Origin of the sequence: Legionella sp. MW5194, from assembly GCF_016864235.1 — a bacterium.
GTDB lineage: Bacteria > Pseudomonadota > Gammaproteobacteria > Legionellales > Legionellaceae > Legionella_C.
The window spans coordinates 1841941-1866361 of record NZ_CP045732.1; the positions used below are offsets into that span (position 1 = coordinate 1841941).

Consider the following 24421-nt stretch of genomic DNA (forward strand, 5'->3'; position numbering starts at 1 on the left):
TCCACTCAACTTCCCCCCTTGTTCGCTTTTTTTAGCGAAAAAACGAATGCTGTCCGATTAATTTTAAAACATTATCGAACACTTGTACAATCGTTAATCCAGTTGTATCAATCCTCACTGCATCCGATGCAGGTTTGAGCGGCGCATGCGAACGCTGTGTGTCCCTCGCATCGCGTTTAGCCAATTCATCAACAACCTGCGCGAGGCTAACATCAATTCCCTTTTCTTTCAACTGAAAATATCGTCTGGCTGCTCTTTCTTCTGCTGAAGCATCCAGATAAATCTTTAAAACAGCGTCTGGAAAAATCACGGTGCCCATATCCCGACCATCTGTAACCAATCCCGGCGGTTGGGCAAACGCGCGTTGACGTTGCAGAAGCGCCTCCCTTACTTCAGGAATCGCGGCAATGACAGACGCATCCTGACCACACTGTTCAGAACGCAACTGGTCATAGACGTCCTCGCCATCCAGAATAACCCTGCTCTGTTGATGAGGATCGGTTTCAAAGCGGACATCCAGAGAATGAGCCAACTTTACTATATCCTGAATCTGATTAAAATCAATCCGGTTTTTCCTTAAGGCATAGGCAAGCACCCGATAAATGGCGCCGCTGTCGAGTACATGCCAGTCCAAATGATCAGCCAGCATGTGACAAATCGTGCCTTTACCTGTACCACTCGGCCCATCAATGGTGATTACTGGAACCATTTTATTGCACTTCATCAACGTATTCCTCAATCGACATGGCGATGGCTCTGGAGGTTTTAACAAAATCCGGAAACGAGGTTGCCACGTTGGCACAATGCCTTACCATGACTGGTCCATCAGCAACACCACCCGCAATGGCAAAAGCCATGGCAATACGATGATCATTAAAACTTTCCACTTCACCACCTGAAATTTTTCCACCTTTTATGAAGACCCCGTCTTCAAAACCCTGAGCATCGACGCCCAAACGTTGCAAGCCTTCCACCATGGAGCCAATGCGATCGCTTTCTTTCACCCGTAACTCTTTGGCACCATGCAGTCTGGTCTGACCATTGGCACAGGCTGCAGCAATAAAAATAACGGGAAATTCATCAATGGCCAGAGGCACAAGGGCTGTGGGAATATCAATTCCCTCCAGTGGCGCGTATTTTACATGCAAATCAGCAACGGGCTCCTCACCACACAAACGTTTATTTGTCATAGTAATATTAGCACCCATCATGTCCAAAATTTGGATAATTCCTGTGCGTGTAGGATTAATGCCCACATTACGGATAATCAGATCGGATCCTGGGATAATGGACGCGGCCACAATAAAAAAAGCAGCGGAAGAAATATCACCGGGAACAATGATATCACAACCAATGCACTCACTCTCTGAATTGACGGTAATACCGCTTTCAAGCTTTTGAATAGGATAGGAAAATGTAGTCAACATGCGCTCGGTATGATCACGGGTATGTCCCGTCTCGACCACTGTCGTTTCCCCTTCGGCATACAATCCCGCCAGCAACAGACAGGATTTCACCTGGGCACTGGCTTCAGGCATTTCATAGTGAATCCCCTGCAGGTGTTGACCGCCGCGAATATAAACCGGCGGCTTTCCTTCCGTTGTCACTAAATCCGCACCCATTTGCAACAGAGGCCGGCTCACGCGCTCCATTGGACGTTTTCTTAAACTTTCATCGCCATCGAGTTCAGAATCAAACGGTTGGGCAGCCAGAATACCTGCCAGAAGACGCATGCTGGTACCCGAATTCCCGCAGTCAATGGGCTTTTCCGGTTTTTTCAAGCCGTGCTTCCCAACCCCATGAATGACCACTCGTCGTGAGACAGGCCCTTCGATACGAACCCCCATGGCCTGAAACGCTTTCAGTGTGGCCATGCAATCGTGCCCCTCCAGAAACCCGCTCACTGTGGTTGTCCCCTGAGCAATAGCGCCCAGAATAATCGCACGGTGGGAAATGGATTTGTCGCCAGGAACGGTAATGTCCCCCGCCAGGGCAGTCACCGGCTTACTGATAAAATGTAAAGCACTCATAAAGGATGTTCCTTTGCAAAATCACTCATGAATTGAATCAATGCATCAACCCCCGCCATGGGCATGGAATTATACATACTGGCGCGTAATCCTCCGACAAAGCGATGGCCTTTTAAGGCCAGAAGGCCACGTGTTTTTGCCTGAGTCAGAAACAGTTCCTCCAGCGCACTGTGAGCTAACGAAAAGCAGACGTTGACAATGGATCGGTAGGGAGGATCAATTTTGCACTGATAAAAGTCAGACGAATCAATGTAGCTGTAGAGTCGCTTTGCTTTTTCCAAATTACGCTGATATAACACCTCAACCCCGCCCTCATCCAGTATCCACTGGAACATTTTGTCTGCCATGTAACAGTTAAATGTCGGCGGTGTGGCATAGAGTGAATGGCTCTCGGAATAGGTACGGTAATCAAGCATCGTGGGCAATGCGGGGTCTTTAATCGATTCCAGCAGCCGATCGCTCACGATTACCAGCGTCAAGCCCGAATTGGCAATGTTTTTTTGAGCACCGGCGAAGATCAAATCATAATCGGCCACCTGAACGGGCTCGCTGAGAAGGCAGGAAGTCATGTCTGCGATCAACGGAATACCATGGGTTTTTGGAGGCTCTGGCAATCGGATGCCGTTGACGGTTTCGTTGGGCGTATAGTAAATGTAGGTGCTGTCTTTTTTAATTTCCCACTGATCAGCTGACGGAATAGTGGTAAAGCCCTCTGATTTACCCGAGGTCACACAGTAAGCGGCTTTGAGTTTTTTTGCTTCGTCAAATGCAAATTCTGACCAGATACCGGTCACCAGGTACCCGCCGAACTGTTTTTTACCTAAAAAATTCATGGGAATGACTGAAAATTGCGTGCGGGCGGCGCCTCCCATAAAAAGCACATGGTAATTATCAGGAATGCCAATCAGTTGACGCAAATTACTTTCAGCACGTTTCATCAGGGTATCAAACTCCTGCGTGCGGTGACCGGCTTCCATGACGGACATCCCTGTACCTTGCCAATCCAGGAATTCGTTTTGCGCCTCAATCAATAAGGATTCTGGCAACATCGCAGGCCCGGCGCCAAAATTATAACCTCTAGTCATTGCTGTCTTCTTCTACCTCATTACCCTGCTCTGAACCCTCTTCATCCTGTTCGCCGTCCTCACTGATTTCTTCGATGCGCTGCATGCCCACAACATGCTCACCCGAACTGACATTAATCAGGCGAACGCCCTGGGTGTTACGACCTATAATCGATAATTCCTTGACGCGGAAGCGAACCAGGGTTCCCTGATCCGTAATCAGCATGACTTCATCGCCCTCATCCACCTGCAGGGCGCGCACCACTTTGCCATTGCGCTCGTTGACCTGAATGGAAATAACACCCTGGCCGCCGCGACCTGAAATGCGGTATTCCCCAACATCCGTCCGTTTACCATATCCTTTTTCTGTTGCTGTAAGAATTGTGCCCTCGGGCTTGGCCACCACTAAGGAAATGACAGATTGGTCCTGTGCGAGGCGAATGCCGCGGACCCCTCTGGCAGTCCGCCCCATGGGTCTTACCAGTTTTTCATCAAAGCGAATGACTTTACCGGCATCGGTGAACAACATAATGTCTTTACTGCCATCGGTAATGTCAACACCGACCAGACGATCATCGTTGTCCAGATCGACGGCAATAATTCCCGTAGAGCGCGGTCGGCTGAAGGCTTCAAGCGGTACTTTTTTGACCGTACCGTGACGGGTAGCCATAAACACAAAATACCCTTCCTGGTACTCTCGCACCGGCAACATGGCATTGATGGCTTCATCTTCAGCCAAAGGCAAAATATTAACGATGGGTTTGCCTCGAGAAATACGGCTTGCAAGAGGTAGTTGATAGGCTTTCAACCAGTACAGTTTGCCATGGTTGGAAAAACACAGCAGGGTATCATGGGTACTGGCAATAATTAAACGTTCAATGAAATCCTCGTCCTTGACATTCGTCGCGGATTTACCCTTGCCGCCACGTCGCTGCGCCTGATAGGCGGAGATGGGTTGGTATTTGACATAACCCTGGTGCGATAACGTCACTACCACGTCTTCTTCTGTAATTAAGTCCTCTAGCGTAATGTCTTCCTGAGAGGCAGTAATTTCGGTACGCCGCTCATCGCCGAACTGGCTTCTTATTTCGACAAATTCGTCACGAATTACTTCCATTAAACGCTCGGGCGAAGCAAGGATGTTAAGCAATGCTTTGATTTCCCCAAGCAATTGCTTGAATTCATCAATGATTTTATCCTGCTCAAGCGCGGTCAAACGATGCAGGCGCAGCTCAAGGATAGCCTGGGCCTGATTGGCAGAAAGGCGGTAACCGTCGGGCATGAGACCAAATTCAGGCGCCAGATCATCCGGTCGACAGGCGTCGCTGCCGGCGCTGTCAAGCATGGCTTTCACCAGACCGGGACTCCAGGTTCTTTCCATCAGCCGCTCTTTGGCATCCTGTGGTGTAGGTGATTTTTTGATCAGATCGATCATTTCGTCAATGTTGGCCAACGCAATACCGAGTCCTTCGAGGATGTGGGCACGGTTGCGGGCTTTCTTTAATTCAAAAATCGTGCGACGGGTTACTACTTCGCGGCGATGCTTGATAAAATAGTCGAGCACCTGTTTAAGATTAAGGGTTCTGGGCTGGCCATCCACCAGAGCCACCATGTTAATACCAAACACATTCTGCATTTGCGTATGAGCATACAGGTTATTGAGAATGACTTCAGGAACTTCACCACGCTTAAGCTCGATGACCACGCGCATCCCGGATTTATCGGACTCGTCCCTAAGGCCTGAGATGCCTTCCAGTTTCTTTTCACGCACCAGATCGGCTATTTTTTCAACAAGCCGCGCTTTATTTACCTGATACGGCAGCTCATTAATAATAATAGCCTGGCGTCCGGACTGGGATTCGGTTTCGATTTCGGTACGGGCGCGAATCAGGATTCGTCCACGGCCAGTACGGTAGGCCTGAACAATCCCTGCCTTGCCATTAATGATGGCGGCCGTGGGGAAATCAGGCCCTGGAATATGATTCATCAGATCATCAACACTTAATTCCGGATCTTCAATCAGCGCAATGCAGGCATTGATGACCTCTGTGAGATTATGGGGCGGAATATTGGTAGCCATCCCCACAGCAATCCCTGAGGAACCATTGACTAAAAGATTAGGCACGCGGGAGGGTAAAACCACGGGCGCAAACTCGGATTCGTCGTAGTTAGGACTGAAATCCACGGTTTCTTTATCGAGATCTGCCAGCAGCGCATGGGCTACCTTGGACATCCTGACTTCGGTGTATCGCATGGCGGCCGCGGAATCACCGTCAACGGAGCCGAAGTTACCCTGCCCATCAATGAGCAGGTAACGCATGGAAAACGGCTGTGCCATACGGACGATGGTGTCATACACCGCGGTATCGCCGTGAGGATGGTATTTACCGATAACGTCCCCGACCACACGGGCGGATTTTTTATAAGGTTTGTTCCAATCGTTGCCCAGTTCGCTCATGGCGTACAATACGCGGCGGTGAACCGGTTTCAACCCGTCACGAACATCAGGCAGCGCTCGCCCGACAATAACGCTCATGGCGTAATCCAGGTAGGATTGTTTCAGTTCATCTTCAATATTGACTGGTATGACTTCTTTGGCTAAATAAACCATGGCTTGGAGGCGTCCTTATGCAATCATCGAATAAATGACCATAGGAAGTAAATTTTCCTTCTGGCCGCTCTACTGCGACACTCAATTTAACGTGTAAGAATACCACAAGCCAGACTTTATTTGAATCCAGCCGGCGAACAGGACAGTGATTAAGGACGGGCTTTTTACTATTTTTATTCGCAAACAGGCAAAAATGGCCTGTGATGATATGATTAAAAGAGGGTGACTTGTCAAAAAGGTCCTGGCGACCTCATACTCCACTCTTGCTGTAAAGATTTAATGCAATGATAAATTGACTGTGAAGGTGCGTTTTAATATAGTTTCGCAACTGATGTAAGCGTGAGGCTTAAGAAGCCAAGCACCAAGGAGACATAATGACAACAAAAACCGCACAACTGATTCTTGACGGACATGCTCCCGTTGAGTTACCGGTCTACACACCAACTCTGGGGAAGGATGTAATCGATATTCAGAAATTGGGATCAGTGGGAGCGTTTACCTATGACCCTGGCTTTGTTTCTACAGCATCCTGCGAGTCAAAAATTACTTACATTGACGGCGACGAAGGTGTCTTGCTGTACCGCGGCTATCCCATTGAACAACTGGCTGAGAAAAAAGACTTCCTGGATGTCAGCTATTTGTTGATGAACGGTGAATTGCCTACAGCAGACGAAAAAAAGAGCTTTGTCAGCCTCATTAATAATCACACCATGGTTCATCAGCAGATGTACCGGTTCTTAGACGGGTTCCGCCGTGATGCCCATCCCATGGCGATCATGGTCGGCATCGTCGGTGCCTTGTCCGCTTTTTACCATGAATCCATGGATTTAACCAATCAGCATGACCGTTACATTTCAGCCATTCGTCTGATTGCCAAGATGCCTACCCTTGCAGCGATGAGTTACAAGTATTCCGTGGGACAACCCTACATGTACCCGCAAAACAAAATGTCGTATGCTGAAAACTTCCTGCACATGATGTTTGGCGTGCCATCCGAGGAGTATGTGCCGGATCCCACGATCGTGGATGCCATGGACAAAATTTTTATCCTGCATGCCGATCATGAGCAAAATGCCTCCACGTCCACCGTCCGCCTGGCCGGTTCAACCGGAGCCAACCCCTTTGCCTGCATTTCCGCCGGTATCGGCGCGCTGTGGGGTCCTGCGCATGGTGGCGCCAATGAAGCGTGCCTCAACATGCTCAAAGAAATCGGTGATATTAAAAACATCAACCATTACATTAAACGCGCCAAAGACAAAGACGATCCTTTCCGTCTTATGGGATTTGGTCATCGTGTTTACCGAAGCTACGATCCACGTGCCAAAGTCATGCGGGAAACCTGCCATAAGGTCCTTGAAGCCGTTGGCGCCCATGATGCACCCATCTTCAAACTGGCTATGGAACTTGAGCGCATTGCCCTGGAAGACGACTACTTTGTCGAAAAGAAACTCTACCCGAACGTGGATTTCTATTCCGGCATCACGTTAAGCGCCATTGGCATTCCAACCAACATGTACACGGTAATCTTCGCCCTGGCAAGAACCGTCGGCTGGATGTCGCATTGGATGGAAATGGTTGCCAGCAAATCAAAAATTGGCCGACCCCGCCAGCTTTACACCGGCGAAAAGCTACGGCAAGTCCCCTAAGGGTCAGCCCTTTAATCTAAAGACATTCCGCATCCGATGGTCAGAGCCTGGTTCCCCCGCCAGCGCGGGGGATAGCAGTCAGGCGGCGCTTGCGGGTGTCTATACAGTTAAATCTCTTTTCACACGGTCCTTATCATCCGCATGGCATGCAGCCACCCCTGAAAATCACGCTCGACTGTCTCACGTTCACTGCCAGGTGAAAATTCAAGCTCAGCATGCCAATTGGTCTCAAGCATGGACAGCGATCCAATCTGACCAACCCCTAAGGCGGCCAGCAATGCCGCACCTTGGGCTGTGGTTTCGATATCATGGGGACGTTGCACCGTCGTCTGGCATTGTGAAGCTAAAAATTGTAGAAACCATTGATTGACTGTCATGCCCCCATCCACTCGTAAAGGCGAAATATTGAGGCCACTGTCTTCTTCCATGCAGGTCAGCACTTCCCGGGTCTGATAGCACACCCCTTCAAGCGCGGCTCGGGCAAAATGGGCTCGCGTGGTGTTTCGGGACAAGCCAAAAATGGCAGCACCAGGCGTCGAGAGCCAATAAGGAGCACCCATGCCGTTAAACGCAGAGACTAAATAAACACCCTCATTACCGGGCAGGCTTTTTGCCAACTCTTCAGTTTCAGCCGCATTGATCAGCAGTTTCATCTCATCACGTAACCATTTGACCGTGGTACCTGCCTGATAAATGCTGCCTTCGAGTCCGTACATGGTCTGACCCTGGATTGTATAGGCAATGGTCGTCAGCAGATGATGATGAGACAGGACGGCCTGTTCGCCTGTGTTCATTAATAAAAAGCCCCCTGTGCCGAACGTGGCCTTGGTCATGCCTTCAGTGAAACAGCGTTGACCAATCAATGCGGCCTGTTGATCACCAGCTACACCATGAATCGGGACCGAAAAACCCAGGTAGGACGTATCGATGTCCCCGTAATAGGCATCGCAGGCCTTCACCTCCGGCAGCAACGCATCGGGAATGGCAAACAGTTTAAGCAGCGCCGCATCCCATTGTTTGTCATGAATATTAAAAAGCATGGTGCGAGAAGCATTGGTGATGTCGGTGACATGCGATTTGCCTTTGGTCAGCCGCCAGATTAAAAAGGAATCAATGGTGCCAAAGGCCAAACGCTCCTCTGCCAGCAGAGTGTCCACGTCGTTCGTGTGCTGCAGCAGCCAATGTAACTTGGTTGCAGAAAAATACGCATCCACCAACAAACCGGTTTTTTCGCGAATCATCCCCTGGTACTCGGACAAGGATTCACAGAAAGCCTGGGTTCTTCTGTCCTGCCAAACGATGGCGCGAGACAGGCATTTTCCGGTTTCTTTATCCCAAAGCAACGTGGTTTCGCGCTGGTTGGTGATGCCGCAGGCAATAATTCTTCCGCCCTCGGCCTGCCCTGCCACATCACGAAGGGCAGTTAACGTTTTTTGCCAGATTTCTTCTGGATCGTGTTCAACCCATCCCGGCTCTGGATAGTACTGGGTAATGGTGTATTGGCTGGTTGCAACCAGTTCCAGTCGATCATTATAAAGCATGGCACGTGTACTGCTCGTTCCTTGATCAATGGCCAGAATATAATTCATTGCTTTCTGCTTCCCTATCGTGATAATTAGAAAGAGATTTTATACGCTTTTTGCGGAGACCTGAACATGGATGAGTTTTTTGATGTGGCCATTATTGGCGGCGGCATTAACGGCTGCGGCATTGCAGCCGATGCCGCTCTGCGGGGTCTGTCGGTGCTTTTGATTGAAAAGGATGATTTAGCTTCCAAAACGTCTTCGAGCAGCAGCAAATTGATTCACGGCGGACTGCGTTACCTTGAGCAGTATGATTTTTCGCTTGTCAAAAAAGCCCTTGATGAACGACAAACCCTGCTTAAAATCGCACCCCATCTGGTTTTCCCACTGCCCTTTGTCTTACCCTATGAACAAAGCATGCGCCCAACCTGGCTATTGCGTACCGGGTTGTTTCTCTATGATCACTTAAGCCGAAAAAACCGGCTGCCGCGAAGCCGTTTAATCCGTCGTTCCCAAGCCATCAATGCGCCTTATTTTTCACCCTTGACCATGGAATACCACAAAGGCTTTGTTTTCTACGACTGTGCCACGGATGATGCGCGTCTAACCATCAGCAATGCCTTACTGGCCCGCGAACATGGCGCCATGGTGCTGCCCCGCACTGAATTGATTAAGGCCGCGGTTGAAAACGAGTCATGGCGCCTTCATGTAAAACTGCAAAGCCACCGCGAGGTGGTTTTTAAAGCCCGGGCGGTCATCAATGCCACGGGCCCCTGGGTTGAACAGGTCAATCAACGTTTAAACATCCCCAACCAGTATAAAATGTCGCTGGTTAAAGGGAGTCATTTGGTCGTGCACAAGCTTTATGAAGGCAATCACGCTTACCTTTTGCAAAACAAGGACAAACGCATCGTGTTTGTTATCCCCTATCACGGCAATACCATGATTGGCACGACAGACATTGTCTTTAAAAATAATCTGGACCATTTCAGCATTTCACCCGAAGAAATCAATTACCTGCTTGACCTGACTCGATTGTACTTCCGGCCGTCGGTTAAAAAAGAAGACATTATAACGACCTGGAGCGGTGTTCGACCCTTGTTGTCATCGGACGAAGAAAAACCTCAGTCGTTGAGTCGTGATTATGCCTATCATTATTCCACCCATCCCGCGCCTGCGGTGGCTATTTATGGTGGCAAAATAACCACTTATCGACAACTGGCCAGCGAAACCGTGGATAAATTAAGAGCCATTTTCCCATCCCTTCCCCCCACTCTGTCGAATAAAACCGTCCTGCCGGGAGGCCAAAGCGGCGATTGGGACTATAAAACGTACGTGGCCCATGCCAGAGAAAAATACCACTGGCTTGAAGAAAGCCTTCGTGAGCGACTTTTAAGCACCTATGGCACGCGTACCGAATTGATTCTTGGAACGTTAAACAAAACCGCCGATTTAGGCGACCATTTTGGCCATGGACTTTATCAGGCGGAAGTAGACTATCTGGTTGACAAGGAATGGGCGGAGACCTGCGATGACATTTTATGGCGGCGCAGCAAGCTGGGCTTGCAATTTTCGGCCCGGGAAAGGGAGGCGTTGCGGCAATACCTGCAAGAAAAGGTCATTCACGCCGAATCTTGATTTTCTTCAGTACGCCGGATTACGGCTTGCTGAAACCGTAATCCGCAGGTGCTTATTGATTAAACGTTTTTTTAAGCCAGGCTTTTGCTTCGTGACTCAAGCCCTGCTCCTGCAATGCTAATGCAGGGATGTCGGCCTTTCGTTTCTCCTCATTACCATACATTTCCTCCATTAATTCATTCCAGAGCCGCAACACCTGGGATGAAGGCGCCTGGCCTGCCTGGGATAAAACCTGATGAAGGCGCTGACGCCAGTAGGCATCCACTGCTTTCTCCATCCAGGCAATGAGCTCAGGGGTTAAACCATGCTCTAAAAGCCCCTTGCCTTCGCCAAACCCTTTTTCAAATTTTTTGGTGCGCAGATGAGCATATTGCTTACCGTAGAGGTTATTCACCCAATCCATCCACTTCTTGCCAAGTGCAATGCCAACCGCTGAATCAGGGCTGTGATGAAGGTAGCTTTTCACTTCGTCAACCAGATTAAACCAACCTTGCTCAAATGCAGCGCGTTGCTCCGGCGTCGACCCTGCTTTCATTTTTGCTTCAAATTCAGCGTATTGCCGTAACTCCTCCGCCGTGAAAATGTCATTAACCCAGGCGTCTTCGAGTTGTTGTGTCATATGAAATACCTCAATAAGTTCTATTATTTGTTGCCATGGAATGGATTCCTTATCGCTGCAACTCGAAGTAATGCGCGTTATAATCGCCTTGGCTTCCAGCAGGGCCTGTGCTTTTTTTTGTAAAAGCTCTGCCTGCATGCTCAGGCTTTCAAAAACAGTGCCCTCTCTGGTCAGTAGCGGCTTGATTTGGGCCAGTTCAAAACCAAAAAATTTAAGCGCAATAATCTGCTGCAGCGTGAGTAAATCCTTCTCGGAGTACACACGATAATTATTACTCTGCCGTAAACTGGGTTTTAACAGTCCTAGCCTGTCATAGTGGTGCAGTGTACGCACCGAGACGTTCGCCAGTTTACTGAATGCTTTGGCATGCCAATGTTTCATCGTTTGTCCTCCTTGCGACCAAGGTTGGGGTATGACGCAACGTCAGAGTCAAGCTTTTTCTGACGATTATTGTCTTACTCCTCTCGCCAGGCTTAAGAAATATGTCTATATATAATAATGATAGGGTTTGATAATGCGAAACAACGCGTCCTGTAATGAGGATTCCTGCATCCGAGAAGACCTATGATAAATCCCGTTGAACTGGAAGAGGAACGGCTTGCTGCCTTATATGAATTACAGATTCTGGATACGCCGCCAGAAGAACGGTTCGATCGCATTGTCAATCTGGCCGTAGGATTTTTGGGAGTGCCTATTGGCTATATCGCCTTAATTGATGCTCATCGCCAATGGTTTAAAGCGCGCTGCGGCATTTTCATTAATCAGTCCGCACGCAATGAATCCATTTGCCATTATACCATCCAGCAAAATGAACCGCTGGTTATTCCTGATATCCTGATGGATTCCCGCTTTGCCGATAAATACGCGGTGTTTGGCGAGGACAACCCCATTCGTTTTTATGCCGGTGTGCCCTTAAGCAATGCGGCAGGATTGAAGGTTGGTTCGCTGTGCGTTGCTGACAAGTTGCCTCGACAATTGAAAGAGGGCGAATTGAAGCTGCTTTGTGAATTAGCACGGCAGGCAGAAGATGAGTTGGCCCTGCTAACGGTCACTCGATTAAGAAAATCATTGCGTGAAACCAATGCAGCTTTAAACGAGGCTAAAAATAAGCTTGAACTGCGCAATGAGCTGCTGTTGAAAATGTTCAACTCCTACATGTCTGATGAAGTGGTTAAACAATTGCTGGCTTCACCCAGGCCACTGCAACTGGGGGGTGAAAAGCGGCAACTCAGTGTTCTTTTCAGTGATTTGCGGGATTTTACCTCGATCTCACGAACGTTACCGCCTGAAACGCTGGTGGATTTGCTCAATCATTATTTCTGCCGCATGGCCTCCGTCATTGAAAAATACCAAGGGACCATCAATGCCTTTATCGGTGATGCCATCATGGTGATTTTTGGTGCGCCGCAGGCCATGGAAAACCATGCCTTGTCTGCCGCAGCCTGTGCCATTGAAATGCAGGAGGCACTGAAAGACGTTAACGAATACACCCGCAAGAATCATTTGCCTGAACTGGCGATGGGAATCGGTATCAATACCGGGATAGCAGTTATCGGTAACATTGGTTCAGACAAGCGGCAGCAATACACCGCCATTGGTTGTGCCGTCAATTTATCATCCCGCATCCAGTCGCTGACCTTGGGCGGTCAAATCCTGATTTCCGAACACACGCTTCAGGCTGCTGGAAATGACCTGATCATTAAAAATCACTCCAGTGTCCAGGTAAAAGGTTTTGACGATCCCGTCAAAATTTATGAAGTGGAAGGCATTGATGCCGCGACCCTTTCTCGGCTCAAGCAGAAATAACCTACTTTGACTGCCGTTCTTCGTCCATTTTTGCACGAATTTCGGTCATATCGACCGTTAATGCCTGTTCAGCCAATTCTCTTAAAGCGGATTCAGGCATGTTTCCTGACTCTGAATAAATGATAATGCCCTGCTTAAAAACAATCAGATGAGGAATGGAACGAATCTGAAATGCTTCCGCCAGCGCTGGAGCGGATTCTACATTGATCTGGGTGAATTGAATGGCCGGGTACTGTTCAGCGACCCGGGCATAGACTTTGCCAAATTCTTTACAGGGGACACACCACTCGGCCCAAAAATCAATGAAGACGATGTCGTCAGAAGTCACCAAAGTTTCCAGTTGTTCGCCACTGACGATGTCTTTCAGCATGACAGTACCTTGGCATTGATGGCAGAAAGAATGTTGCTAAAAATAGTATCAACACTTCCAAGCCCGCTAACCCGATGGAATCGTGGTGCCAGGGGATCCTGTGTATTGGCCCAACTCTGGTAATAGTCAATCAGGGGTTCGGTCTGCTGGTGGTATACATCGAGACGCTTTTGAATCGTGGTTTCGGAATCATCCGCACGCTGGATTAATGGTTCACCGGTTGCATCATCGAGCCCTTCTTTAACAGGGGGATTGAAGGTCACATGATAAACCCGGCCTGAGGCCACATGAACCCGCCTGCCACTGATTCGATTAATGATTTCGCTATCGGGCACCGCGATTTCAATGACGTGATCCAGTTTGACACCGGCCGTTTTCAACGCATCAGCCTGAGGGATAGTACGGGGAAACCCGTCAAACAGAAATCCTTTACGGCAATCACTTTGTTGTAAGCGCTCCTTCACAAGCGCAATGATGATCTCATCTGAAACCAGCTTGCCAGCGTCCATGATTGCTTTGGCATTTTTACCCAGTTCAGTCCCTGCCGCAATAGCAGAACGCAACATGTCCCCGGTCGATATTTGAGGGATGTCGAAGTAATTGATTAATTTAAGGGCCTGTGTGCCTTTCCCAGCACCCGGACCGCCCAGCAGCATTAAACGCATTCATTAACTCCTAATCGAATTAACCTTCTATCCTACCCTGAGATGGCAACAAAGTCATTAGTTCTGGTCATTATTTAGACCAAAAGTGCGACGCAGGAACCGAACAACGACTCAATTGCGCCTGATAAATCTGGGCTCGGGTTTTCACCTTTCGAGCCACCTGAATCAACCAGGGCTTTTTAAGGTAGGTTTTACGCTGGTATCCGCCTACCCCTTCATGGTAAGCCAGGTACAGATTGTAAGCATCATAACGCGGAATATGGGCGCGGCGATTGGCCTGATTCGCATACCATCCAATGAAATCCACCCCATCGGTGAAACTGTCTCTGGATGCCCAGAAATTACCGCCGTCCTGTGACTTTTTGTACAAAGCCCAGGTTGAACGCAGAGCCTGGGTGTAGCCATAAGCGCTGGAGGGACGCTTCCATGGAATTACCCATAACAATTTACGGCGGGGCGGCGTGGCTTTGGCATCGAATTTGGACTCCTGATGAATAATGGCCATTTGCACCGGCACCGGAACCCGCCAGCGCCGCTCAACGTCTTTGCTTGCACGATACCAACCGGGGTATTGTTTAAAAATATTGCAAACGTTATTCACATCCGAAGGCTGACGGGTTGCGCATCCGGCTAAAACCAACACCAAAGAGAGGGTAAACAGCTTTAATTTCATTGTTCTGGCTATTGAGGTCAATTAAACGGCTATTAGTAACAAAAAGACAGAACAATTTAAATATTTATCGTTAAATTTCCTTTTTCGAATGGTTGCCATTCAGGCGTCAATTCACTGACTGAACCAGTTGCAATTTCCTGCTTGTTCAAGAATACTAGCATGGCAACCCCTCAACATTTCCCATTATTTCGTTAATTACCGTAGGTTAGCGCATGAGTATTCTGGTGTTTGATATTGAAACCATTCCCGATCTTGAAGCCGGCCGCAAACTGTACGATTTGCAGGGTCTTTCGGACGAAGACACTGCAAAAGCCATGTTTGCTTTACGGCGTGCCAAGGTGGGGCATGATTTTTTACCCCATTATCTGCAAAAAATCATTGCCATTTCCTTAGTCATCAGTCAGGGAAATCAAATCAAAACCTGGTCTTTAGGTGATGAACACTCGGATGAAAAAGAACTCATCTCCCGTTTTTTTTCAGGCGTTGATAAATACTCCCCTACCCTGGTCAGCTGGAATGGCTGTGGCTTTGACTTGCCGGTGCTTCATTACCGCGCCCTGCTGCATGGCGTCAGTGCCCCAACCTATTGGGAAACGGGTGATAATCAGCAGCAGTTTCGCTGGAATAATTATCTAAACCGCTTTCATTATCGACACATTGATTTAATGGATATTCTGGCAGCCTATCAGAACAAAGCCTTTGCGCCATTGGATGAGATAGCTTCCCTGTTGAATTTCCCAGGGAAAATGGGTATGAGCGGAGCACGGGTTTTTGACGAGTATTTAGCCGGCAATTTAAAAGCCATACGTGACTACTGTGAAACCGATGTCCTTAATACTTATTGTGTTTTTCTTCGTTTTGAGCTCCTGCGCGGTGTTTTAAGTCAACAGGATTACGATCAGGCCTTGTTGAAATTAAAAGATTATTTGATCAATGAAACCAGCAGGCCGCATCTGCAGGAATTTTTGACCCGTATGGCCTAGCGGGGACTGCTTCGTATCTTTTGCTGCCCAGGTCTATAGTTATAACAAAGACCCCTAGACGGAATAGACATGATTAATTATCTGAAAAAAGGCTGGAATGGCCAGTTAACGTTTGGGCAAATTTTCTTAAGGCAAGGAGGGGATTACCTCCTGGAAAGTGGTCTGGCCTATATTGTCTTTTATGTTCTTATACTCACAGCCCTGTTCACAGGCGGATTAACACTCGAAAACCTCTCGCTGTTGCCTTTAATGGTGTATGCTGTGGGATTTTACATCTGGTTATTAAAAGCATTCTGGGGTTCAGCCAATCAAAGCAGCAATGCCTTCACCGCGACAATGATTCGCGTTTTTACGCTATTACTGCCTCTTGTCTCTATCACCTTGTTTGTTTTTATTTTACTCTATTATTTTATCACCGCCCTGTTGGAACTATTGAATTAATCGTTATGTTGAAGTTTATCATTACCCCTATTGAGGACGAATACATTGACAGTTACTGGTCTGCTCTCGATAGCGTGGCGCGCGAGCAGCACTACCTGGCTTTTCTTAAAGGCCCACCCCGTGAAATGACCCGCGATTTTGTCAAACAAAACAAGGAGGGTAACTGGCCGCACCTGATTGCTGTGCATGAAAATGAAGTCATCGGCTGGTGTGACATTTCAGCACTTGATCGCCCTGTCTTTGCTCATAGTGGGTCTCTGGGCATTGGGGTTCGAAAAGGGTATCGTGGCATGGGGGTGGGTAAGGCTCTGCTGACCGAAGCCCTGAGACGAGCACGTGAAAAAGGATTAACACGCATTGAGCTCACCGTGCGGGAACACAACAAAGCCGCCATCGCCCTTTATCAGCACGTTGGTTTTGTCATCGAAGGTATTCATAAAAACGCCGTTCGCATTGATGGGCGGTATGAAAACCACCTCTCTATGGCGTTGCTTTTTGAGTAAACTCTGTCCTCCCCGCCATGTAACGGCGGCCCCAGTCCTGTAAAGCAAGCAATAGAGGCTCCAATTGGGCTCCGTATTTCGTTAGCGAATATTCAACTTTGGGTGGGACTTGAGCATAAACTTCGCGATGAATCACGTCGTCTTTTTCCAGTTCTCGCAATTGCAGGGTTAGCATGCGTTGCGTAATGCTGGTATCAAACGCCTGAGCTCATTAAATCGTTTAGTGCCCGAAAGCAGATGAAAGAGAATTACCCCTTTCCATTTATTGCCAATGACATCAAGTGCTGCCTCCACAGCACAACCATAATGGCAATTGTTTTGTCGTCGACTGGGTTTCATTAGCAAGTATCGGTATATTTTCTGTAACTATATTACAAAAATGTGCATTCTTGCGCAAACTGCAGGCATGGTTACACTGCTGCAAGCTTAACAACGAGTACTATCATGACTAAATCAATGCGTTTTTTCCTCGGATTTTCTTTCCTTTGCAAAGTGATTTCAGCAGCTGCGTGGTCATCCGTTTCATTTTTTGCTTCTAATAACACGGGCATAATCCAACCGGAGCAAGCCTATCAACGGTTACTGAGCGAAGCGCAGAGCCAATTGAAAAACACCATCATCGACATCATGCAAGCCCATCACCTGGAACAGAGCCAATGCGAGGACGGCATCGGCATGTATCAAATGGCAGGCGACGGGCATCTAACCGCCGACAATGGTAAAATTTTTACAACATCGCCTTATCAAGCGCTGACCGATGAGGCGGTGCTTTCCCTGTCACAACAAATGGCAATGGCCTTGCAGCAGGAAAGTGTGGCCGTTTTTATTCCCAATGAAGAGGCTGAAACTGCCGATACCGTTGTCCATCTTAATTCCCGTGATTATCCTCTGGCGCAAACCATCCAACGGATTAATGAACGCTTACCAGCCGATTATACCCGGGCATTTACCCTGCATTTTGGCAGTAAATACGGCGATTTTGAGCAGGCCACCATCAGCAGCATTGAATGGTTGGGCCGCAACATTGATCCTGCTGTCATTCAGGCCGCTTTTCCTGACGAGCAAATAACCACCAAGCATGGCAAGGCTTTTCTGGTATTTAAAGACGGGGAAGTGATGGCATTGTAAATTGTCGATTGCACAGTAGAAGTAAGCCCGAGCCGCAGGCTTACTTCGATAGCCTGATTAACATTTAAGCCAAGCTGTTAAGCAACGCCGCCAGACGACAACCGGCAAGGGCAATACGCTGTTCAGCCGTTTCTCTAACCAGTTGCTGGTATTCATTGCCAGGCTTGTCGCCGCTTTTGATTTGATAGGCTTTGGTAATCGCCAATTGATACGACTCCTGACTCCAGGCTTTGGCGTCAAGGGTCATTTCATTGACATGACATGGCCAACGTTGTTCAATTTTCCACGCCTTGGCATTAAGCTGTTTACTGTTTAATTTGGCTGTTTTAAGAAAGCCACCGCCGTTATCCCAATACGAATGCAGGTTAGGACCCACGGAATTTTCACCCAGAATCACCAGATTGCCTCCCATATCCCCCTGCGGGTGCTGAACGCTGAATTGGCTGATGGCGTGCAAGGGTTGATGAATGTCACCCACCACATGCAAAAGAATCCTTAAACTAAAGCCTTTGTTAAAAAAGCTGGCTTTGGGATCTTTAAGTACCCTTTTCGCCTTTTCAATGGCGTAAACTGCATTAATCTCATCGGGTTGAATCAGTTCAGTGCCATCGACTGAATAAGGAATATCAATGTAATGCATGGGTTGCAGCCACAGATCATTCATGTAACGCAGCCCATCCATCCAGGGTGCAGCATTCACCAGCGATTGCGATTTAAACACGCTGTCCAGTCCATGATTGTAACGGACATACTGGGAACGGGCTTCCTTTTTCAGGTGATGGTAAGCAATTTGAGCGACCAGACGGTGTCCGGTCGCATTCCAACTGTAAACTGTGCCGGCGGCCATCAATGCAGCCATGGCAACGAAACGAACAACTCCTTTTTTCACTGCAACTCCCTTCTGATGGTTTTGATTAACCTAAAAACGGTGACCAGGCTGGCTCCTGCACATCGCCTTCACGTGCTGGTAAGCGCATGTGAATCCGGCCATCGAGAGAAACGATACCTAATACCCCCTTGTCATTGTGGCGCGTGGCGTAGAGAATCAGCCGTCCATTGGGAGAAATGGAGGGGGATTCATCCAGGGTGGCGAAAGTCACCTGCGTGACACGGCCGTTTTCGTCCTGAACGCCGATATTAAAACGGCTGTCCTGTTCTTTATGCAGCATGACAATGTGCCGTTGATCGGGAGTGTAGGAAGCACGCGCATTGTAGCTGCCGTCATACGTGACGCGCGACACACTGCCGTCGGCAAGTGACAGGCGATAAACCTGAGGCGAGCCGCCGCGTCCCGAAGTAAACAGCAGGCTGCGTCCATCCGGAGCAAAACGCGGTTCGGTATCAATGGCATCGCCAAAGGTCAGCTGTTTTAAACGGCCTGAGGACAAGTCGACCGTGTAAATTTTAGCGCTGCCGCTTTTTGAAAGCACAACCGCCAACTGATTGCCGTCAGGGGACCAGGCAGGCGCCCCGTTAATACCGGTGAAATCAGTCACCAGACGCCGCTTACCCGTTTCAACAGAAACAATGAAGATCTGCGCCTTTTTCTTTTCAAACGACACATAGGCAATTTGCCGTCCATCCGGCGACCAGGAGGGCGACATAATGGGCTCAGGGGAAACCAGCAGGCTCTGGGGATTAAATCCATCGGCATCCGCCACCTCCAGAGAATAACGGGGACGCCCACTGTTGCGTTGCACTAGCACATAAGCAATGCGGGTAGAGAACACACCGCGCTCACCGGTCAATTTTTCATAGACCAAATCGCTGATATGGTGTGCCAAAGCCCGGATGTCGTTGCTGCCTACCTGAAAACTTTTGGTTAACAGACGCCCATTGGCTACCGCGTCAATCAAATCAAAACTGACATCATAGCGGTTAAAACCCAGTTTGCTGACACGTCCGGTCAATACGCTGTCAGCACCGGCGCCGCGAAGAATGCTCACCCCTTGTGCACCGTCAGGCAAACCCGGCGGTGTTGGAATGATTTTAAACTGGCCGGACAACTGCAAATCATGGTTAATGATCGTGGTCAATTCAGAGCCGGCACTGTCATAGCCAAAGGAATTAATAGCAATAGGTAAGGCCGAGTTAATCCCCTGGGTTAACTCAAGATCGAGTGCGAAGACACCACTCGAACAGGCAGTAAAAAATAGTATTAACAATCGTTTTAACACGGTTATCCCCTCACGTTTTCTGGTCGTACGGTTAAACTGATATCGCGAAATATATCAAACGTTGCCGGATCAGTCGGTACCGGCAGCGGCGATGCTTTATAAATCGCGGTTTGTGCAGAGCGATCGAGAATTGGATCGCCGCTACTGCGGATTAAACTCACTTCAAGGACCGCGCCATCGGGCGCTAAGCGAATTCGGAATTGACTGGACAATCCGCGATCGACATTATCGGGCAGAATCCATTGACGGCCGATAGCATTGATAATCAGCGCCTTGTATTTATCCACTTCCCCGGCAAGGCGTGCGCGATTGGCCGCGGCCTGAGCGGCGTCTGCGGCCGCTTTCTCAGCCGCTGCCTTTTCGGCAGCAGCCTTCTCTGCGGCGGCTTTCTGCGCCGCCAGTTTCATGGCTTCTTCCTTTTTGCGAGCCTCAGCTGCCGCCTGATCAGCCTTTAATTTGTCGGCTTTCGCTTTTTCCTCATCCTTCTTCTTTTGCAACTGGGCCAGTTTGGCGGCCTCTTCCTGTTGCTTTTTCTGAAGTTCATTCTGTTTCTTTTTAAGCTCTTCCAGACGTTTGGCTTCCTGCTCCTTTTGCAAAGCCAATTGTTTCAAGCGCTTTTGTTCTTCTTCTATTTGCTTCTTTCTTGCAATGGCGAGCTTGTCCGCCTCTTCCTTTAATTTGGCCAGACGCTGCTGTTCTTGTAGACGTGCGCGCTTTGCCTGCTCGGCCTGTTGCGCTAACGCCTTCTGGCGGGCCTGCTCGGCTCTGACTTGCTGAGCCCGCTGTTGTTTTAAACGATTCACCGTCTCCATGACTTCCTGGTTGTTCACACTGACCGCTTTAACAATTTCCTTCTGCGGGGCATTGGCTTCTATCGGAGTCATCTCACCAGGGGTATTTTTTGCCTCATTCACCAGCACGGGGCGTTTACTGGACGATTCTGTCAACAATAACAGGGCTAAAAACAGATGCAGCGTCAGAGCCGCATAAAACGCTTTGCGGTAACTCTGTTCAATCCTCATGCTTGGTTCTCCGAAATAGCCTCAGACGAATCAGTCAATAAACCCACCTGTTCAGCCCCTGCCTGCTTCAGCAAGGCCATGGCACCCACGACTTTACCATAAGGCACACCCTGATCGCCTTTCACCAGAACATTAACAGGCTGGTTATTCTGTTTAGCCAATTCAAGCTCGGCAGCCACCCTGACCATCAGCGCTTTGGGCTCCATGGGTAAATCCGGTGCTGTATTGATGTTTAAAAAATAATCGCCGCGCAAATTCACCGACACGATGATGGGTTCACGCTCCGTGGGTTTCAGTGACTGACTTGCAGCCTTTGGCAAATCCACTGTGACCCCCTGGGTGAGCATGGGGGCTGTAATCATGAAAATAACCAGCAAAACCAGCATGACGTCAATGTAAGGCACCACGTTGATTTCCGCGATCGGTTGAGACGATTTGGTTTTTTTTCTTAACATCGTTTATCCTCTCACGGGCACAGCGCTTTGTTGTTCAATCAATGACACCAGTTCATCCTGAAACAGTTCATATTGTTCAAGCAGATTGCCGGCACGAGTACTGTAGCGGTTATAGGCAATAACCGCAGGAATCGCAGTAAACAGTCCCAACGCCGTAGCCACCAGCGCTTCTGAAATACCGGGTGCGACCATGGCAATGGTTGCCTGCTGCGCCTGGCCTAAAGCCTGGAAAGATGTCATGATTCCCCATACTGTTCCAAACAGGCCGATGTAGGGAGAAATGGACCCGACAGAGGCAAAAAACGGCAGGTGTTTTTCAAGCCGCATCGCTTCCTTGGCATGGCTGATTTGCATGACCCTCTGAATGGGTTCAAGCACAACAGCACCCTGCTTTCTGGCACGCACGTATTCTTTAAATCCCGCATGGAAAATAGCGGCTATCCCCTGTTTGTCATCGGCATGGCTATCGATATCAGCATACAATTTGCTCAAATCGCCGCTATCCCAGAAACGGCGGGTGAACTGATCGCACTGCTGCTTTTTGCGATTAAAAAACCATGCTCTCTGGATAATTAATGTCCAGGAGACGATGGAGGCAGAAAGTAAAATCAGCATCACGGTTTTAACCACCAAACCGGCTTGTAAAAAATAACCTAAGACACTGGCATGGCTACCCACGTTGATTCCTCCTACTTGTCTACTTCTTCTTCATTGTAAAGGGGCGGTATACGCTGTATTTTCATTGCACTGTCGACACAGACAATCTTGACCTGCGCCTCGCAAAGCAGAGTATTATGCTGATTTCGCAGGCTTTGTTCAAATAAAATACTGCACGAACTTCGTTTAACAATGTCACTGCTAATAAAAAGCAAATCATCAAGCATTGCCGGATGCAGAAACTGCATACTGACATCGCTGATGACAAAATGCCGGTCATGCTCTGCGGCCATGCGGGTTAACGACCAATTTTTTTCACGCAACATTTCAGTTCGCGCCCGTTCAAAAAAACACAGGAAATTGGCATGATAAACAATGCCCATCATGTCCGTGTCTTCAGCATAAACACGAAAGCTGCTTTGATAACTCATTTTATAACTCATGCTCAACCGGTTGCAGGCCAAAATGGTGATAGGCCAGATTGGTCGCTATTCTACCGCGAGGTGTTCGCATGAGATAGCCTTGCTGTATAAGAAAAGGCTCAAGAACATCTTCAATTGTCCCTTTTTCTTCGCCAATGGCTGCGGCAATGCTGTCTAAACCCACAGGTCCTCCGCCAAAACGCTCGATGACCGTCAGCAGCAATTTTCTATCCATTAAGTCAAAACCGAGTTTATCCACGTCGAGCATTTGCAAAGCCTGATGCGCCACGTCGCGGTTAATCCTGCCATTGCCTTTGACTTCGGCATAATCCCGGACTCGACGCAACAGCCGGTTGGCAATTCGCGGGGTGCCCCGTGAGCGCATGGCAATTTCACGCGCGCCCTCGTCATCGGTTTGAACCTTGAGCAAACGCGCGGAACGGGAAACAATGTGAGTTAGGGCATCGACATGATAAAACTCCAGGCGTTGCACAATACCGAATCGATCACGCAGCGGTGAAGTTAACAGGCCGGCGCGGGTCGTTGCCCCGACTAACGTAAATGGCGGCAATTCCAGTTTAATGGAGCGCGCGGCCGGTCCCTCGCCGATCATAATATCCAGCTTGTAATCTTCCATGGCAGGGTAAAGGATTTCCTCAATCAGAGGGCTTAAGCGATGAATCTCATCAATAAACAGCACATCATTTTCTTCAAGGTTGGTGAGAATAGCAGCCAAATCGCCTGCTTTATCCAGTACGGGACCTGAGGTCTGGCGCAGACTCACCCCCAATTCATGGGAAATAATATTGGCCAGTGTGGTTTTACCAAGCCCTGGAGGCCCAAAAATCAGCACATGATCCAGAGCATCGCGGCGGTTTTTTGCGGCGTCAATAAAAATTTGCATCTGCGAGCGTACGACGTCCTGGCCAATGTATTCCTTAAGGCTTAAAGGGCGGATGGCGCGATCAATCGCTTCTTCGGAATCAGCGGGCGTGGCGCTGATGAGTCGATCACTTTCGAGCATGTGGGATGTATGGATTAATCATGGATGCAGCCATTCTAACACAGCTTTTTAATGCTTTCTCTTGTCATTTGGTTTATTAATACCTGTCCAAAGCATCTCGCGGGTGCGACAAATGCGCGAGCGAACAGTACCCAGCGGACAATTGAGGTAGGCGGCTACTTCATCATAACTTAAACCGCCAAACACGTGCAGGAGAAAGCACTGCTGCATGCCCAAAGGCAACTGGCTAAACAGGGCATCCAGACGCTTCCCCAATTGAAACTCAATTAACAAGGCCTCAGGGTTGGTCACTGCATCAGACGGCAGGTAATCAGTGGCCGCCTCACGCTCAGCCATTAATTGGCGGCTTCGGTAATAGTTTTTAACGGTGTTTTGAATGATGCGATAAAGCCAGGTGGTGAAATTTGAACGGCAGTCAAATTGCCGGATATGGCGAAATAATTTGATGCAGACATCCTGGACCAGATCATTAACTGCTGCCGCATCGTGTACCTGCACCCGGATCTGCAGGGTAATTTTTTGGTAATAGCGGGATATCAGTTGATTAATGGCCTTTTCGTTGCCATTAAGTGCACTATGAATTAATTGATAATCCGTTTCCCCTGACGATAGGCCCATGATATCAATATCCAACCATATTGGATAATATATCGACAAAATTGACGCTTTCTTTAATGCTATTTCACTTTTTCAATGATTTTCAAATGCCTGCAATCGTCTGGACGAAGCTGATCAACAAAAATGACCAGTACCTTTTGGCTGTCCTCAGAAAAAAATTTAACCAGCATGAACAAGCCTGCATGCAACAGCAGGCGATGCCGGGTAAATGTTTCCCTGGTATGAGGACCGGGCAAGTGCCAGATGCCACCCTGATGAATGAATTCCCGGTAAGGGCCGACTGGATAAGGCGCCCTGATCCCCAGGACGAACACGATGAGAAGCATGATTATCAATGACAAGCACA

The 24421-nt window shown here is 48.6% G+C and carries 25 protein-coding genes and 1 pseudogene; 7 read left to right on the top strand and 19 right to left on the bottom strand.

What is annotated here, in order from left to right; translation table 11 throughout:
* Positions 1–31: 31 nt before the first annotated feature.
* The 4 genes from cmk to gyrA are packed head-to-tail and all read right to left on the bottom strand — an operon-like array spanning position 32 to position 5705.
* Positions 32–724 (bottom strand): (d)CMP kinase, encoded by a 693-nt coding sequence (gene cmk / locus GH742_RS08625; RefSeq protein ID WP_239005188.1) that lies wholly within the window; start codon positions 722–724, stop codon positions 32–34.
* Positions 711–2030 (bottom strand): 3-phosphoshikimate 1-carboxyvinyltransferase, encoded by a 1320-nt coding sequence (gene aroA, locus GH742_RS08630; protein ID WP_203454447.1) that lies wholly within the window; start codon positions 2028–2030, stop codon positions 711–713. Before aroA ends, cmk begins: the two co-directional genes overlap by 14 nt.
* Positions 2027–3115, bottom strand: coding sequence for a 3-phosphoserine/phosphohydroxythreonine transaminase (gene serC, locus GH742_RS08635; RefSeq protein WP_203454449.1), 1089 nt, complete (start codon positions 3113–3115; stop codon positions 2027–2029). Before serC ends, aroA begins: the two co-directional genes overlap by 4 nt.
* The gene (gene gyrA, locus GH742_RS08640; protein ID WP_203454450.1) at positions 3108–5705 is read right to left on the bottom strand and encodes a DNA gyrase subunit A; all 2598 of its coding nucleotides are present in this window, start codon (positions 5703–5705) and stop codon (positions 3108–3110) included. The genes serC and gyrA overlap by 8 nt, the downstream gene beginning before the upstream one ends.
* Before the next feature lie 374 nt (positions 5706–6079).
* On the opposite strand from gyrA, the gene gltA reads away from it, so the two are divergent.
* A complete protein-coding gene (gene gltA, locus GH742_RS08645) occupies positions 6080–7351 on the top strand; it encodes a citrate synthase (RefSeq protein ID WP_203454451.1) in 1272 nt (423 codons plus the stop codon).
* Between the two features lie 119 nt (positions 7352–7470).
* On the opposite strand, the gene glpK is transcribed toward gltA, so the two are convergent.
* Positions 7471–8940 carry a glycerol kinase GlpK gene (gene glpK / locus GH742_RS08650; protein WP_203454452.1) on the bottom strand — a complete coding sequence of 490 codons (1470 nt, stop codon included), beginning with the start codon at positions 8938–8940 and terminating at the stop codon, positions 7471–7473.
* A 66-nt stretch (positions 8941–9006) separates the two neighbouring features.
* On the opposite strand from glpK, the gene glpD reads away from it, so the two are divergent.
* The gene (glpD, locus tag GH742_RS08655; protein ID WP_203454453.1) at positions 9007–10512 is read left to right on the top strand and encodes a glycerol-3-phosphate dehydrogenase; all 1506 of its coding nucleotides are present in this window, start codon (positions 9007–9009) and stop codon (positions 10510–10512) included.
* Between the two features lie 52 nt (positions 10513–10564).
* Here glpD and GH742_RS08660 read toward each other — a convergent pair whose 3' ends face one another.
* Positions 10565–11512 (bottom strand): MerR family transcriptional regulator, encoded by a 948-nt coding sequence (locus GH742_RS08660; protein WP_203454454.1) that lies wholly within the window; start codon positions 11510–11512, stop codon positions 10565–10567.
* Positions 11513–11695: 183 nt separating this feature from the next.
* On the opposite strand from GH742_RS08660, the gene GH742_RS08665 reads away from it, so the two are divergent.
* A complete protein-coding gene (locus GH742_RS08665; RefSeq protein ID WP_203454467.1) occupies positions 11696–12937 on the top strand; it encodes an adenylate/guanylate cyclase domain-containing protein in 1242 nt (413 codons plus the stop codon).
* A 1-nt stretch (position 12938) separates the two neighbouring features.
* On the opposite strand, the gene GH742_RS08670 is transcribed toward GH742_RS08665, so the two are convergent.
* The 3 genes from GH742_RS08670 to GH742_RS08680 form a co-directional block, all read right to left on the bottom strand.
* Positions 12939–13307 (bottom strand): co-chaperone YbbN, encoded by a 369-nt coding sequence (locus GH742_RS08670; protein ID WP_203454468.1) that lies wholly within the window; start codon positions 13305–13307, stop codon positions 12939–12941.
* Positions 13301–13972, bottom strand: a complete 672-nt coding sequence (gene adk / locus GH742_RS08675; RefSeq protein WP_203454469.1) for an adenylate kinase — start codon at positions 13970–13972, stop codon at positions 13301–13303. Before adk ends, GH742_RS08670 begins: the two co-directional genes overlap by 7 nt.
* Positions 13973–14042: 70 nt before the next feature.
* The gene (locus tag GH742_RS08680) at positions 14043–14645 is read right to left on the bottom strand and encodes a transglycosylase SLT domain-containing protein (protein ID WP_203454471.1); all 603 of its coding nucleotides are present in this window, start codon (positions 14643–14645) and stop codon (positions 14043–14045) included.
* Between the two features lie 212 nt (positions 14646–14857).
* Between GH742_RS08680 and GH742_RS08685 the strand changes: the two genes are divergently transcribed.
* The 3 genes from GH742_RS08685 (at position 14858) to GH742_RS08695 (ending at position 16572) form a co-directional block, all read left to right on the top strand.
* Positions 14858–15628, top strand: a complete 771-nt coding sequence (locus GH742_RS08685; RefSeq protein ID WP_203454473.1) for a 3'-5' exonuclease — start codon at positions 14858–14860, stop codon at positions 15626–15628.
* A gap of 69 nt (positions 15629–15697) precedes the next feature.
* On the top strand, positions 15698–16069 hold the full coding sequence (locus GH742_RS08690; RefSeq protein WP_203454475.1) for a hypothetical protein: 372 nt from the start codon (positions 15698–15700) through the stop codon (positions 16067–16069).
* 5 nt (positions 16070–16074) lie between these two features.
* Positions 16075–16572 carry a GNAT family N-acetyltransferase gene (locus GH742_RS08695; RefSeq protein ID WP_239005189.1) on the top strand — a complete coding sequence of 166 codons (498 nt, stop codon included), beginning with the start codon at positions 16075–16077 and terminating at the stop codon, positions 16570–16572.
* On the opposite strand, the pseudogene GH742_RS08700 reads toward GH742_RS08695, so the two are convergent.
* Positions 16550–16911, bottom strand: a pseudogene (locus GH742_RS08700) (winged helix-turn-helix transcriptional regulator). The gene GH742_RS08695 and the pseudogene GH742_RS08700 overlap by 23 nt on opposite strands.
* A gap of 105 nt (positions 16912–17016) precedes the next feature.
* Between GH742_RS08700 and GH742_RS08705 the strand changes: the two are divergent.
* Positions 17017–17700, top strand: coding sequence for a hypothetical protein (locus GH742_RS08705; protein ID WP_203454476.1), 684 nt, complete (start codon positions 17017–17019; stop codon positions 17698–17700).
* Between the two features lie 64 nt (positions 17701–17764).
* Here the strand turns inward: GH742_RS08705 and GH742_RS08710 are convergent, their stop codons facing one another.
* Genes GH742_RS08710 through GH742_RS08750 form a run of 9 tightly spaced genes read right to left on the bottom strand, consistent with a single transcriptional unit; the run spans position 17765 to position 24401 of the window.
* Positions 17765–18589 (bottom strand): S1/P1 nuclease, encoded by an 825-nt coding sequence (locus tag GH742_RS08710; protein WP_203454477.1) that lies wholly within the window; start codon positions 18587–18589, stop codon positions 17765–17767.
* 25 nt (positions 18590–18614) lie between these two features.
* Complete coding sequence (gene tolB, locus GH742_RS08715; protein ID WP_203454478.1) at positions 18615–19877, bottom strand: Tol-Pal system beta propeller repeat protein TolB; 1263 nt, start codon at positions 19875–19877, stop codon at positions 18615–18617.
* A 2-nt stretch (positions 19878–19879) separates the two neighbouring features.
* The gene (gene tolA / locus GH742_RS08720) at positions 19880–20899 is read right to left on the bottom strand and encodes a cell envelope integrity protein TolA (RefSeq protein ID WP_203454480.1); all 1020 of its coding nucleotides are present in this window, start codon (positions 20897–20899) and stop codon (positions 19880–19882) included.
* Positions 20896–21354 (bottom strand): protein TolR, encoded by a 459-nt coding sequence (gene tolR / locus GH742_RS08725; protein WP_058530724.1) that lies wholly within the window; start codon positions 21352–21354, stop codon positions 20896–20898. The genes tolA and tolR overlap by 4 nt, the downstream gene beginning before the upstream one ends.
* 3 nt (positions 21355–21357) lie before the next feature.
* Entirely contained in the window at positions 21358–22032 is a 675-nt protein-coding gene (gene tolQ / locus GH742_RS08730) for a protein TolQ (RefSeq protein ID WP_108293880.1), read from the bottom strand.
* Positions 22033–22043: 11 nt separating this feature from the next.
* A complete protein-coding gene (locus tag GH742_RS08735) occupies positions 22044–22442 on the bottom strand; it encodes a YbgC/FadM family acyl-CoA thioesterase (protein WP_239005190.1) in 399 nt (132 codons plus the stop codon).
* A 1-nt stretch (position 22443) separates the two neighbouring features.
* Positions 22444–23457 (bottom strand): Holliday junction branch migration DNA helicase RuvB, encoded by a 1014-nt coding sequence (gene ruvB / locus GH742_RS08740; protein WP_203454495.1) that lies wholly within the window; start codon positions 23455–23457, stop codon positions 22444–22446.
* Positions 23458–23505: 48 nt separating this feature from the next.
* Positions 23506–24075 (bottom strand): RNA polymerase sigma factor, encoded by a 570-nt coding sequence (locus tag GH742_RS08745; protein WP_203454497.1) that lies wholly within the window; start codon positions 24073–24075, stop codon positions 23506–23508.
* A gap of 59 nt (positions 24076–24134) precedes the next feature.
* Positions 24135–24401 carry a hypothetical protein gene (locus GH742_RS08750; protein WP_203454499.1) on the bottom strand — a complete coding sequence of 89 codons (267 nt, stop codon included), beginning with the start codon at positions 24399–24401 and terminating at the stop codon, positions 24135–24137.
* Positions 24402–24421: the final 20 nt, after the last annotated feature.